Consider the following 13551-nt stretch of genomic DNA (forward strand, 5'->3'; position numbering starts at 1 on the left):
CGGCCACAAGACTTTTCGTCCCATGGTCTTCACGGTGGATGTCGCTGCCGGTCCGCTGGCGCGTCTCGGCCACATGGTCACCTTCTTCGTGCACGCCTTCCTGGCGATCCCGATCGCACTGCGCCGCTATCGGCGTGAATTCTTGCGGCTGCTTTCGGATATCACCTGGGGCAACGGGTCGATCGTCGTCGGCGGTGGAACGGCAGGGGTGGTGCTGGTGCTCGGCATCACCTCGGGAGCTCTGGTGGCGATCGAGGGCTACAACTTCCTGAGCCTCATGGGGCTCGGGCCCGCTACCGGTGTCATCTCCTCGATGGTGACCACGCGTGAGCTCGCCCCGATCATGGCCGCGCTGGCCTTCGCGGTGCAGGCGGGATGCCGGTTTACCACCCAACTGGGCTCCATGCGTATCGCGGAGGAAGTCGACGCGATGGATTCCCTTGCCATCCGACCGATTCCGTACCTCGTGACCACGCGCCTGCTGGCCTCTGTGGTCGCCATCGTGCCCCTGTATGCAGCATGCTTGACGATCAGCTACCTGTCTTGTCAGCTGATGGTGCGTCTTGTCAGCGGCGGTTCGACGGGGCCGTATCTGCACTACTTCACACTGCTGATCAACGGGACCGATATTGCCTACTCGGTCCTCAAGGCGATCGTCTTCGTATGGATCGCCTCGGCGGTGCAGTGCTACTACGGCTTCTGCGCAGACGGGGGTCCGGAGGGTGTGGGCATCGCCGCCGGGCACGCGATGCGCGCCAGCATCACCGCGGTGATCATCGTCAACATGCTGCTGACCATGGCGCTGTGGAGTGTCGATTCGGGCGCCAGGTTCGGGGGTTGACGTGAAGAATCGCCGTGATAGCCACCACGATCTGGATGGTGCCGTCTTCTCGCGCCGCCAGCTGCTGGTGCGCGGGGGCGCCGCGCTGGCCGTCGTCGTCGCCATGACGGCGGCGCTGTTGGTCAAGTCGACCGGAGTGCTGGACCGGTATGTGAACATCGTCGCCGAGCTGCACAACGTCGGCGATGGTCTGCCGCCGCGGTCGGATGTGAAGTATCGGGGCGTGCTTGTTGGCACCGTCGACGGAGTCACCTCGGGGGTCGGTATGCAGCCCAACCGGGTGCATGTGCGGTTGAAACCCCTTTATGCTCCATCGATTCCCGCCACCGTGACCGCACGGGTGGTACCGAGCAACGTGTTCGCGGTCTCGGCCCTGCAGCTCGTCGACCATGGGTCCGGTGCGCCGATTCGCGAGGGTGGGCATATCGCCGAGGACACCCGCCTGCCCACCGTGCTGTTCCAGACCACCGTCAACAAGCTGCGCGAGATCCTCACCGCGACCGGTCGGGGCCGCGAGGACAACACCCTGGGGATCCTGGCAGCCGTGGGAGCCGCCACCGACCATCGCCGCGTCGAACTACTCACCAGTGCGGCACAACTCGACCGCGCACTCGATCAGCTCAATGCCGTCGTCGCGACCGACCAAGGCCCTTCGACGGTGTCGGCGTTGGTGCATGCCGCCCGTGGGCTCTCGCAGACCGCACCGGATCTGGTTGATGCCTTGCATCAGGCCGTGGTGCCCATGCAGACCCTCGCCGAGAAACGGGACCAATTGCGCACATTCATCGGTGCGGGGGTGCACACCACCGGCACCACCGCGGAGTCGCTGCGCAACCACACCGACCAACTCATCCAGATCACCACCGATCTGACACCGGTGCTGGGCGTGCTGGCCGACAACGCCCAGCACTTCGTGCCGATCTCCCAACGCATCACCAGGTTCTCGGACACCTTCTTCCAGCAGGTGTGGGACCCGGAACTGACCACCGCGCGGGGTCGGGTGAACCTGTCCTTCACCCCGTCGTACACCTACACCCGCGCCGACTGCCCGCGTTACGGAGAACTCAAGGGGCCCAGTTGCTTCACGGCACCGCAGATCGCGGTGCGCCCGGACCTGCCTGAGGTACTGCTGCCGCAGAACTATCACCCGCCGGCCAATCTGGCGCCGCCGCCGGGAACGGTGGTCGGCGAGAACGGCAACCTCGTCGCCGTTGGACCGCCGTTGGTCAACCCGAACCCGGACCTGCGTGACCCCAACCCGCCGGTGCCGTCCTGGCTCACTCCCGCTCCGCCTGTACCCGGCAGTGCCGACCCGGGTCAAATCGGCATGGCACCCGCTTCTTTCGGTGGAAACGTGGGTCCGGTCGGCAGCGTGCAAGAGCGCGGACAGCTGGGCCGAATCCTCGGACAGCCGGCCACCTCGGCAGACCAGCTGGTGCTCGGGCCCATCGCCCGGGGCGCCGTCGTGACCAGAACACAGGACCTGAACAACCAAGGAGATGCTCGATGAGAGGCACGGCAACGCGCGGGCCCCTGATCGGGCTGGCCGTCTTCCTGGTGATCGCCACGGTGTTGACCTGGCTCGTGTACGTCACTCTGCGCCGGGATGTCAAGGGTTCCACGGTGTCCTACGCGGCGATGTTCACCGACGTCTTCGGGCTGCGTGAGGGTGACGATGTGCGGATCGCGGGCGTGCGCGTCGGGCGGGTCCAGCACATCGAGCTCATCGGAACCGTCGCCAAGGTGAGCTTCGCGGTCCAGGACGGTCAGCCTCTGCCCGCCGACGTCACCGCGTCGGTCACGTATCAGAACATCGTGGGTCAGCGTTATCTCGCCTTGGCACAGACACACTCGGGCGCGGGCGGTTTACTGGCGCCGGGTGGTGTCATCCCCGTCGAGCGCACCGAACCCTCCTTCGATATCGGCACCCTGCTCAACGGATACGAGCCGCTGTTCGCGGTCTTGGATTCGGCGCAGGTGAACAACCTCACGCAGGCCGTCATCGGGTCGCTGCAGGGGGACACCGCGGCGTTCGCCACCCTGGTGGATCAGACGTCGACGTTGACCAAGACGTTCACCGGCCGTGACGATGCGCTGGACCATGTGATCGCCGGCCTGGACAACGTGGTGGGCAGCCTCGCCGCGCAAAACAAGGATTTCGAGGACGCCATCGGCGCCACCCGCTCCGTGGTGGGCCAGTTCGACAGCCGCCGGCCCGAGCTGGTGGCCTCGGTGGGGAAGATGACCGAGGTGGTCAGAAACCTGTCGCGGATCGCCAGGGATGTTGATCCGTCAGTGCACGAATTGCTCACGCGCGAGCCCGGTTACACCCAGCACATGCTGGACATCGAGCCGCAGATCGCATACGCGGGTCTCAACACACCGCTGTTCCTCAAGGGTCTGGCGCGCATGTTCGGGCAGGGCGCCTACATGAATGCCTATGCCTGCGACGTGAACATCTACGGGTTCTTCCCGGGGCTCAACGACGTCGTCCCGATCATCGTCAACGCGGCCACTCCGGGTGGGCGGGCCAAGCACACCGCACGCTGTAGGAACGCCGGCGATGGCGGCTGAGGTGCGCATGTCCCGGCTCTCCGTTCTTCGTAGACCGCTGGACTCCCACAACAAGACCTGGCTCGGTGTGATCGCGGTGGCCGTCGTGGCAGCGCTCATCGGCGCACTGCTGCTGGTGAAGCAAGTGGGCCTGGGGTACCGGCAATTCACCGCCGAGTTCCTGCAGGCCGCCGCGCTGCGACCGGGGAATATCGTCACCGTCGCGGGGGTGCAGGTCGGTTCGGTGACCGGTGTGCGGCTGGCGGGTGACCATGTGGAGGCGACTTTCCGGGTGCGTGACAACATTGCGGTCGGCCGTGAATCGCGGGCCGCGATCAAGATCACCACGCTATTCGGCTCCCGGTATCTGGACCTGCGACCGGCAGGCGGCGGAGCTCCCGAGGGCCGGCGGATCAGCCTGCAGCACACCGAGGTTCCCTACGACTTGCAGGCCGCACTGGCCGATTCGACCCGCACCTTCGAGCAGGTGGACGCCGATCGCATCGCCTCGTCGCTCACCGTGCTCGGTACGCAACTGGACGGGCTGCCCGGTGTGGTGCCGCAGGCCATGGAGAACGTGCGTGCGCTGTCCTCGGTGATCGCTCAGCGGCGCGAGCAGTTGGGCACGCTACTGACCAGCACCGAGAGCGTCACCGGCATGCTGCGCCGCCAGCAGTCCGATATCGGCACCTTCATCCGCCAGGGACAAGAGCTGGTGGGCGAGTTCGTGGCACGCTCGGCGGCCTTCCACGCGATGATGCGCTCACTGCAGAGCATCGTGGAGTCGCTGCGCACCATCGTGGTGGGCGATCACCGTGCCCTCGATGGGGTCATCCACACCATGGAGGAGCTCAGCGGCAAGCTCGCCAAGCAAGATGCCTTGTTACGCAACCTGCTCCAGATCGCACCGGTGCCCATTCGTGAAATCGCCAACGCCACCGGGTTTGGCAACTCGATCGAGGCAAACCCGGGTGGGGGCGCTCTCATCGATTCGTGGATGTGTGCGATCAGCGGCCGCGCCAAGCAATTCGGGATGCTCGAGTACTTCAAGGACTGCCAGTGACCAAGATTCGCACCATCCTCCTGATCGCGGTGGCACTGGTCCTGGTCGTGACCACCGCGGGCGCGGCATGGTCCGTCACCCGGGACAGTGGAACCATCACCGTCACGGCCCAATTCGACAGTGCCGCAGGCCTGTATCCCGGCAATGTGGTTGCCGTGCTCGGCATGCCGGTAGGGCAGGTCTCCAAGATCACCGCCAGGGGCGGCTACGCCGAAGTGGAGTTCACGGTTGACGGTCAGGTGAAGGTCCCCGCCGATGCGCAGGCCGTCACCCTCTCGACGTCAATCCTCACCGACCGTCAGGTCGAACTGTCGCCGCCGTATCGCGGCGGGCCGGCGCTACGCGACGGCGACACCATCGGCCTGAACCGGACCCGGACCCCCGTCGAATTCGACCGGGTGCTCGGCATGCTCGACAAACTCTCCGGATCCCTTCGCGGTGACGGCGCCGGGGGCGGGCCCATCGCCTCGGTGCTCAATGCCGGTGACGGGGTGGCCGCCGGCAACGGTGACCGAATCAAGACGGCACTGGACGAGTTGTCCCGGGCCTTGCGCCTCGGCGCCGACGGCGGGGCGCACAGCCGCGAGCAGATGACCGCCATTGTCCGGAACGTGAGCGGTCTGTTGGACGCGGCGGCCCGCAACGACGCGAGCCTGCGCCAGTTCGGTTCCACGGTGCGGCAACTCAGCGACATCCTGGCCCGTGAGAACTTTGGTTCGGGCAGTACCGGGCGGCAGTTCAACGAGGTGATCGAGCAGACCGGGAAGATCCTGCAGGACAACCGCGACGCCGTCCGCCGCGGTATCGCCAACGGCAACAAGAGCATCCAGACGGTCTACGACCGCCAGCGGGAGGTCGCCGAATTCTTCGACGTGTTGCCGCTGATGGCCGACAACCTCTACAACGCCATCGACCAGCGCAACGGCGCAATACGTGCACACTTCCTGGCCGACCGCATGGTCTTCGACGGCCAGATGGCCAAGGAGATCTGCAATCTGATGGGACTGCGCCAACTTGGTTGCAGCACAGGAACCTTACAGGACTACGGTCCCGACTTCGGGCTGACGTACATGCTCGACGGGCTCGCCGCGATGGGACAGAAATGATGCGACGCAGGCTATCGGCATTCGCCGCGATCATGATCCTCTGCGCGGGGTGTTCCACCGGTGGACTGGCCGACCTGCCACTGCCCGCCCCCGGATTGGGTGGTGGGGGATACCGGCTGACGGCCGTGTTCGCGAATGCGCTCAACCTGCCCGAGCGCGCCAAGGTGAAACTGGCCGGTGCCGACATCGGCGAGGTGGAGTCCATGGCGGCCAGGGACTTCCACGCGGTGACCACCCTGCGCATCCGCCACGACGTCACGCTTTCCGCTGGCAGCACCGCGCAATTGCGCACCGCCACACCGCTCGGTGACGTCTTCGTGGCCATCACCGCGCCCGAACGACCCCACGGCGGCACGCTTGCCGACGGCGACACCATCCCGATAGATCAGACCGGTGCGGCGGCAACCGTGGAGTCGGTGCTCAGCTCGGCCGCGATCCTGGTGAACGGCGGTGCGGTGCACAATCTCACCAACGTCGTCAACGGCATGGGTAGGGCGGCCGGTCCGGACGGTGAGGCCTTCGGGCGCATGATCGGAAAGTCCAACGAGCTGCTGGGCAAGCTCAACGCGCGCTCGGGGCAGCTGGATGCCGCGATGACGCAGACGGCCCGGCTGGCGGAGGCGCTCGACGGCAGGAGCGAGGAACTCGGGCAGGTGTTGCACGCGGCGGGTCCGGCGACGGCGACCTTGCAGGAAAACGCCGGCCAGATTTCCGATCTGGTGCTGCTGCTGGGTGATACCGCGCGCGAGTTGGGCAAGTTCCCGTCCATCGCGGGCACCGATACCAGCGGACGCAGCGTGGTGGCCGATGCCAACGCCATCTCCCGGTCGTGGAACGACGTGGTGCTGGATCCGGAGACCAGACTGCTCTCGCTCAACCGGCTGTACGCACCCTTCATCAAGATCACCGCGGGTTCGTACATTTCCGGCCGCGCCGGTATCGACCGTCTGGTGCTGGGTGCGATACCGGATGCGGGTTTCGGGGGAGATCCGGGCTTCCACGGCCCCAAGCGATACGACTGGAACAAGCTCGTCGGCACCCTCAAATACTCGTTGTGGCGGCTGCAGGAACGTGTGGTCGGGCAGGGCCCGGAAGCGCAGGGCCCTGAGGTACAGCGCCCCGCCTCGCCGGAGGCTGGTCTACCGGGGTCCGGGCGATGAGCCGCGCGTGGGTGAGCGGGCTGTCGCTCGTTGCGACCCTGGCCATTTCGGTCGCCTACCTGCTGGTCGCAGTGCTGCATGTGCGGCCGCTGGCGTCGAGTTACCCGGTGACCATTCAGCTCGCCGAGTCCGGGGGCCTGTTGCCGCACCAGGACGTGACGCTGCACGGTGTGCGCATCGGCTCCGTCGAGTCACTGACCTTCACCAGAGACGGCGTGAACGCGACCGTCACCGTGGACAGCGAGGTGCGCGTGCCGGCCTCCGCTGCGGTACGGGTCTCCGGGCTGTCCCCGGCCGGTGAGCAATACCTCGACTTCTCCGCGGCATCGGATGCGGGCCCGTTCCTGTCCGCCGGGGATGTGATCACCCGCGACCGCACCGCTATACCCGTCACCCCGGCGCAGCTGCTGACCCACGCCGACGGCGTTCTGGCCCAAGTGGATCCGGTGAAGATCGCACGCATCAAGAAGGAACTGAGTCTGAGCGCCGACGGGCCGCGCAAGCTCACCGACATCGTCGACGGCGGGGTCTTCCTGCTGGCCACCCTCGACTCGGTGCTGCCCGAGACGGTCAGCGCGATCAAGGACAGCCGCACCGTGCTGTCGGCGGCCGTGGACGTCAACGGCGGCATCGCGGCCACTGCCCGAAATTTGCGCGGCACCCTGGCGGGTGTCAACGCGATGGACGGCGGCTACCGCAAGCTCATCGACCAATCCCCGCGAGTGCTGCAGGCCACGGACAAGCTGTTCGACGACAACTCCGACACCATGGTGCAACTGTTGGCCAACCTGGCCGTCAATGCCCGGCTGTCCTACGTGCGCGTGCCCGCGCTCAGTGCCCTGTTCCCGGCCTATCGTGGTTCGGCGCTGGAGGCGTTCATCAGCACCATGCACGACCACGGACTGTGGGTGACCTCCGATCTGTATCCGCGGTACGCCTGCGATTACGGCACACCCCGGCGCCCACCCTCCTCGGCGGACTATCCGGAACCGTTCCTGTACACCTACTGCCGCGACGACGATCCCGCCGTCCTGGTTCGGGGTGCCAAGAACGCGCCGCGTCCCGCGGGCGACGACACGGCCGGGCCCCCGGCCGGCGCCGACCTGGGCGCCACCTCCGACCCGACGCCGCCGGGCCGATACACCGTGCCGACGCCCTACGGCGGACCCGCACTGCCCATCGAGCCACCGAAATGACGATGCCGACGCACAACGCGCAGCCGCGTCCGGCTTCTGCGGCCGGACGTGCGGTGCACACCCGCCGCATCGCGTTCACATTCGACGGGGCGGCGCCCTCGCGGCGGCATTTCGTGGCCGACGACATCGCCATGAGCCATCTGGTGGCACTCTTGTCGGGCTTCTTCCCGTCCGGTGAGGAGTTCTTCATCCAGTCGGTGCGGCGCTACGACCGGCAGATCACCGACCCCGTGCTCAAGAAGCAGGTTGCCGGGTTCATCGGGCAGGAGATGACCCACGGGATCCAGCACCGCGAACTGAACACGCAGTTGGTGCACCGCGGCTACTGGGCGACCGGGCTCATGGACCGGGTGGGCGCGCGTTTGGTCAAGCGCATGAAACAGCATCGGGACCGGCTGCCGGACAGCGTCGCCCGGTGCGCACTGGCCATCACCGCCGGCGTGGAGCACCTCACGGCCATCCTCGGAGAGCAGGTGCTCAGCGTGCCCTGGATACAGCACCAGCTGACCGACCCCGAGGTGCGCGCGATGCTCAACTGGCACGCCATCGAGGAGATGGAACACAAGTCCGTCGCCTTCGACGTGTACCGCTACATCGGTGGCGGCGAGCCGATGCGCATCGCGGCGATGATCGCGACCCTGGCGCTGTTCCTGAGCCGGACGGTGATCCTGCTGGCCTCGATCGCCACCGATCCGTGGGCGTGGCGCCACCCGCTGCGCACCCTGCGCAGCGTGCTGACCTTGCCGCGCACGCCGCTGTTCGCCGGACTCGGCGCCAAAATCCGGTGCTACCTGCAGCCGGGATTTCACCCCGACGACATCGACCACGGCCCGTTGCTCGAGAAGTGGCGCCAGGAGTACTTCGGTCCCGAGGGCATCCTGCTGGACCATCTGAAGTAGCTGCTGCGACCACCGAGGTAAAAAGCTCTTTCTTCGGCCCTTAGGCTGTTCAGGTCAATTACTGCAGTCCTGTGGATCTCAAGAGGAGCCTGAGCAGATCGTGGCCGCCAAGCCGAACAGTGCCGATAGGAAGCCGGTCAACAATATCGAGGCCGTCGTCAACCTCGCCAAGCGCCGGGGACTCGTGTACCCCTGCGGTGAGATTTACGGCGGTACCAAGTCGGCGTGGGACTACGGACCGCTCGGTGTGGAGCTCAAGGAGAACATCAAGAAGCAGTGGTGGCGCTCGGTCGTCACCAGCCGCGACGATGTCGTCGGCCTGGATTCCTCGGTGATACTGCCCCGTCAGGTCTGGGTCGCCTCCGGTCACGTCGACGTGTTCAACGACCCGCTGGTCGAGTGCCTGAACTGTCACAAGCGGCACCGCCAGGACCACTTGCAGGAGGCCTACGCGGAGCGCAAGGCGGCCAAAGACGCACAACCCATCGATCCCGAGTCGGTCCCGATGACCGAGATCGTCTGCCCGGACTGCGGCAACAAGGGGCAGTGGACCGAGCCGCGCGACTTCAACATGATGCTCAAGACCTACCTGGGTCCCATCGAGACCGAAGAGGGTCTGCACTACCTGCGTCCCGAGACGGCCCAGGGCATCTTCGTCAACTTCAAGAACGTCGTCACCACGTCGCGCCAGAAACCACCGTTCGGTATCGGTCAGATCGGCAAGAGCTTCCGCAACGAGATCACGCCCGGCAACTTCATCTTCCGCACGCGCGAGTTCGAGCAGATGGAAATGGAGTTCTTCGTCGAGCCGTCGACCGCGCCCGAGTGGCACAAGTACTGGATCGACACCCGGCTGCAGTGGTACGTGGATCTGGGTATCGACCCGGAGAACCTGCGGCTGTACGACCACCCCAAAGAGAAGCTGTCGCACTACTCCGACGGCACCGTCGACATCGAGTACAAGTTCGGTTTCAGCGGCAACCCGTGGGGTGAGCTGGAGGGCATCGCGAACCGCACCGACTTCGACTTGTCCACGCACGCCAAGCATTCCGGTGAAGACCTGTCGTACTACGACCAAGCCGAGGATCGCCGCTACACCCCGTACGTGATCGAGCCTGCGGCCGGTCTCACCCGCTCGTTCATGGCCTTCCTGGTCGACTCGTATCACGAGGACGAGGCCCCGAACGCCAAGGGCGGGGTGGACAAGCGCACCGTGCTGCGCCTGGATCCGCGCCTGGCGCCGGTCAAGGTCGCGGTGCTGCCGCTCTCGCGCAACGCCGACCTGAGCCCGCGCGCCAAAGCGCTGGCCGCCGAACTGCGCCAGAGCTGGAATGTCGACTTCGACGACGCCGGTGCCATCGGACGCAGGTATCGTCGACAGGACGAGATCGGCACCCCGTTCTGCGTCACAGTCGATTTCGACTCGCTCGAAGACGACTCCGTCACCGTTCGCGACCGCGACGAGATGACCCAGCAGCGTATTCCGATCGGCGGCGTGGCCGATCATCTCGCCAAATCTCTCAAGGGCTGCTAGCCGAGGAGCAGAAATGACTGACGTCCAGAACCACATCGGAATCGATCCCGCCAGCGCGCCCATCGAGGCGCCGGCGGCCGAGGCGCAGGTCCGTGCCGACGACCGTGGACACGTGTTCCACTCGTGGTCCGCGCAGGCCATGATCGACCCACTGCCCATCGCCGGGGGATCGGGCGCCACCTTCTGGGATTACACCGGCAAGGAGTACCTGGACTTCAGCTCGCAGCTGGTGAACCTCAATCTCGGACACCAGCATCCCCGTCTGGTCGAGTCCATCAAGCGTCAGGCCGACAGGCTTGCCACCATTCAACCGGCCTTCGCCAACGACGTGCGCGGTGAGCTGGCCCGCCTGGTGACCGAGCGCGCCCCGGGAACGCTGAACAAGGTCTTCTTCACCAACGGCGGCACCGAGGCCGTGGAGCACGCCGTGCGCATGGCGCGTCACCACACCGGCCGTCGCAAGGTGCTTGCCGCGTACCGCAGCTACCACGGTGGCACCACCACCTCGATGTCGCTGACCGGTGAGCCGCGCCGCTGGGCCAACGACCCGGGCGACAACTCGGTGGTGCACTTCTTCGGCCCGTACGCCTACCGTTCGGCGTTCCACTCCACCTCGCCCGAGCAGGAAACCCAAAGGGCGCTGGAGCATCTGGAGCAGCTCATCAACCTGGAGGGCCCGCCCACGATCGCCGCGATCATCCTGGAGTCGGTGGTCGGCACCAACGGTGTGCTGGTGCCCCCGCCGGGTTACCTGGCCGGGGTCCGCGAGATCTGCGATCGTTACGGCCTGGTGTTCATCGCCGACGAGGTCATGGTTGGCTTCGGGCGTTTCGGAGAATGGTTCGCCATCAACGCCTTTGACGTCACCCCGGACCTCATCACCTTCGCCAAGGGCATCAACTCCGGTTACGTGCCCCTCGGTGGTGTGGTGATCTCCGATGCGATCGCCACCAGCTTCGATCACCGTCCGTACCCGGGTGGTCTGACGTACTCCGGTCACCCGTTGGCCTGCGCGGTCGGTGTGGAGACCATCAAGGTGTTCGAGGACGACAAGATCCTGGAGCGGGTGCGCGATCTCGGCGAGCGCGTGGTGCGTCCGGAGCTCGAGCGCTGGGTGCAGACGCACCCGAGCGTCGGCGAGATCCGTGGCCGCGGATTGTTCTGGGCCGTGGAACTGGTGCGCGACAAGGAAACTCGCGAGCCGTTGGTGCCGTTCAATGCCGGCGGTGAGGCCGCCGGACCGATGAACGCCTTCGCGGCGGCGTGCAAGAAGGACGGCCTGTGGCCGTTCACGCACTTCAACCGCACGCACGTGGCGCCTCCGCTGATCATCAGCGAAGAGGATCTGCGGCGCGGGCTCGCGATCATCGACGAGGCGCTCAAGGTCGCCGACGGGTACGCGGTTTAGCCGGTGAAGACGCCGCTGTAGGCGTTCAGTGCCGGCTGGCCACCCAGATGGGCGTACAGCACGGTTGAGCCGGGCTCGATTGTCCCGTCGATAACCAGGTCGATCAGCCCTGCCATCGACTTGCCCTCGTACACCGGGTCGGTGATCATGGCCTCCAGCCGCCCGCACAGCCGGATCGCTTCGGTGGTGGATTCGACGGGCACGCCGTACTTTTCGCCCGCCCACCCCTCCAGCACGGTGATCTCGTCGGGGCGCAGGTCGCGTTCGAGGCCGATCTGACTCGCGGTGTGCCGCGCGATTCGGGTGACCTGGTCGAGGGTCTGCGGGAGGGTGGCCGATGCGTCGATGCCCAATACCCGCCGCGGTGGGCCCCCGGCATCGGCGAGTGCGGCGAATCCCGCGATCATGCCGGCATGCGTCGATCCGGTGACGGTGCACACCACGATGGTGTCGAAGAAGACGCCCAGTTGTTCTTCCTGGGCGGCCACTTCATACGCCCAATTGGCGAAGCCCAAGCCGCCGTACTTGTGTTCAGATGCGCCTGCGGGGATGGGATAGGGCTTGCCGCCACGGTTTTCGACGGCGGCCAGGGCGACTTCCCACGACCGGCGGATGCCGATGTCGAAGCCCGCCGGGTCCAGCTGCGTGTGGGCGCCCATGATGCGTGACAGCAGGATGTTGCCGACCTTGTCGTTGACGGGGTCGTCCCAGTCCACCCAGCGTTCCTGCACCAGGTGGCATCGCATGCCCAGCACCGCCGCGACGGCGGCCACCTGCCGGGTGTGGTTGGACTGATATCCGCCGATGGATACCAGGGTGTCGGCGCCGCTGGCGAGAATGTCCGGGACGATGTATTCCAGCTTGCGTATCTTGTTGCCGCCGAAGGCGAGCCCGGAGTTGCAGTCCTCCCGCTTGGCCCAGATCTGGGCGCCGCCGAGATGTCGGCTCAGGCGTTCCAGGTGATGGATGGGGCTGGGCCCGAAGGTCAGCGGGTAGCGGGGAAAATCGTGTATCGACAAGGCGCTCTCCTGGCGTTGTTCGGGTAGATCGTTGTGGAACAGCGTGTTTCAGCTGGCTCCGCGCTCTTCCTGCGTGCCGTCTTCGGGCGCGGGGATGAGGGTGTGCCAGTTGTCGCGTGTTGCGCGGCCGGCGCCCTCGCTGTCACCGGCCTCGCACCGGGCGATGATCTGCTCGTGCAGAGCCACCGAGTGGCGCCCGTCGCGGCTGGAGAACCGGATGCGTTCCAGGCGGCGCAGCACCGGGGTGACCTGTTCGAGTACGGCGGCGATGTACGGGTTGGCGCTGGCCTCGACGGCGACGGTGTGAAACTCGTCGTCCGCGGCCAGTGCGGCATCGGGGTCGTGGGCGTCGAGCGCGGCGGCAAAGCGGGTGTTGGCGTGGCGCATCGCGGCCAGATCACCGGCGGAGATGTTGGCGATGGCTTCCCGCACAGCCAGCTCGTGCATCGCGGCGGCGACCGACTGCGCCGCACGTGCCTCGCGGACGTCGACGGGGCTGACGATGGTGTGCCGACCGGGCTGGGTCTGCACCAGACCGGCCTGCTCCAGGCGGGCGAGGGCCTCGCGGATCGGGGTTCGGCTCACGCCGAGCCACCGGCTCAGTTCGTCGTCGCGCAGGCGCTCGCCGGGGGCCAGGGTGCCGTCCACGATGGCCTTACGCAGGGCCTTGTATGCGTCGTCGCGCAGGAGAGACCGCGCTACGACGCCTTCCGACGGGGGTACTGGCATGCAATATATTGCACATCGGTCGGCAGGAATCGTCAAGTACCCG

General features: G+C 66.4%; 12 protein-coding genes. 10 read left to right on the forward strand and 2 right to left on the reverse strand.

Features of this window, described 5'->3' with window-relative positions; translation table 11 throughout:
* Positions 1–22: 22 nt before the first annotated feature.
* From MYCSP_RS07840 to MYCSP_RS07885, 10 genes are all read left to right on the forward strand, one after another.
* Positions 23–841, forward strand: coding sequence for an MlaE family ABC transporter permease (locus MYCSP_RS07840; RefSeq protein ID WP_088413527.1), 819 nt, complete (start codon positions 23–25; stop codon positions 839–841).
* On the forward strand, positions 810–2351 hold the full coding sequence (locus MYCSP_RS07845; RefSeq protein ID WP_162266217.1) for an MlaD family protein: 1542 nt from the start codon (positions 810–812) through the stop codon (positions 2349–2351). Before MYCSP_RS07840 ends, MYCSP_RS07845 begins: the two co-directional genes overlap by 32 nt.
* Entirely contained in the window at positions 2348–3415 is a 1068-nt protein-coding gene (locus MYCSP_RS07850; RefSeq protein WP_088413529.1) for an MCE family protein, read from the forward strand. Before MYCSP_RS07845 ends, MYCSP_RS07850 begins: the two co-directional genes overlap by 4 nt.
* Complete coding sequence (locus MYCSP_RS07855) at positions 3405–4457, forward strand: MCE family protein (protein ID WP_167346509.1); 1053 nt, start codon at positions 3405–3407, stop codon at positions 4455–4457. Before MYCSP_RS07850 ends, MYCSP_RS07855 begins: the two co-directional genes overlap by 11 nt.
* Positions 4454–5563, forward strand: coding sequence for an MCE family protein (locus MYCSP_RS07860; protein WP_088413530.1), 1110 nt, complete (start codon positions 4454–4456; stop codon positions 5561–5563). The genes MYCSP_RS07855 and MYCSP_RS07860 overlap by 4 nt, the downstream gene beginning before the upstream one ends.
* A complete protein-coding gene (locus MYCSP_RS07865; protein WP_162266218.1) occupies positions 5560–6723 on the forward strand; it encodes an MlaD family protein in 1164 nt (387 codons plus the stop codon). Before MYCSP_RS07860 ends, MYCSP_RS07865 begins: the two co-directional genes overlap by 4 nt.
* Positions 6720–7919 carry an MlaD family protein gene (locus tag MYCSP_RS07870; protein ID WP_088413531.1) on the forward strand — a complete coding sequence of 400 codons (1200 nt, stop codon included), beginning with the start codon at positions 6720–6722 and terminating at the stop codon, positions 7917–7919. The genes MYCSP_RS07865 and MYCSP_RS07870 overlap by 4 nt, the downstream gene beginning before the upstream one ends.
* 2 nt (positions 7920–7921) lie before the next feature.
* Positions 7922–8818, forward strand: a complete 897-nt coding sequence (locus MYCSP_RS07875; RefSeq protein ID WP_088413532.1) for a metal-dependent hydrolase — start codon at positions 7922–7924, stop codon at positions 8816–8818.
* Between the two features lie 100 nt (positions 8819–8918).
* Complete coding sequence (locus MYCSP_RS07880; RefSeq protein ID WP_088413533.1) at positions 8919–10352, forward strand: glycine--tRNA ligase; 1434 nt, start codon at positions 8919–8921, stop codon at positions 10350–10352.
* Positions 10353–10365: 13 nt separating this feature from the next.
* The gene (locus MYCSP_RS07885; protein WP_083014056.1) at positions 10366–11760 is read left to right on the forward strand and encodes an aspartate aminotransferase family protein; all 1395 of its coding nucleotides are present in this window, start codon (positions 10366–10368) and stop codon (positions 11758–11760) included.
* Here the strand turns inward: MYCSP_RS07885 and MYCSP_RS07890 are convergent.
* Positions 11757–12779, reverse strand: a complete 1023-nt coding sequence (locus tag MYCSP_RS07890) for a 1-aminocyclopropane-1-carboxylate deaminase (protein WP_088413534.1) — start codon at positions 12777–12779, stop codon at positions 11757–11759. The genes MYCSP_RS07885 and MYCSP_RS07890 overlap by 4 nt on opposite strands.
* 48 nt (positions 12780–12827) lie before the next feature.
* Positions 12828–13508 carry a GntR family transcriptional regulator gene (locus MYCSP_RS07895; RefSeq protein WP_088413535.1) on the reverse strand — a complete coding sequence of 227 codons (681 nt, stop codon included), beginning with the start codon at positions 13506–13508 and terminating at the stop codon, positions 12828–12830.
* Positions 13509–13551: the final 43 nt, after the last annotated feature.

Origin of the sequence: Mycobacteroides saopaulense, assembly GCF_001456355.1 — a bacterium.
In the GTDB taxonomy this organism is placed as follows: domain Bacteria; phylum Actinomycetota; class Actinomycetes; order Mycobacteriales; family Mycobacteriaceae; genus Mycobacterium; species Mycobacterium saopaulense.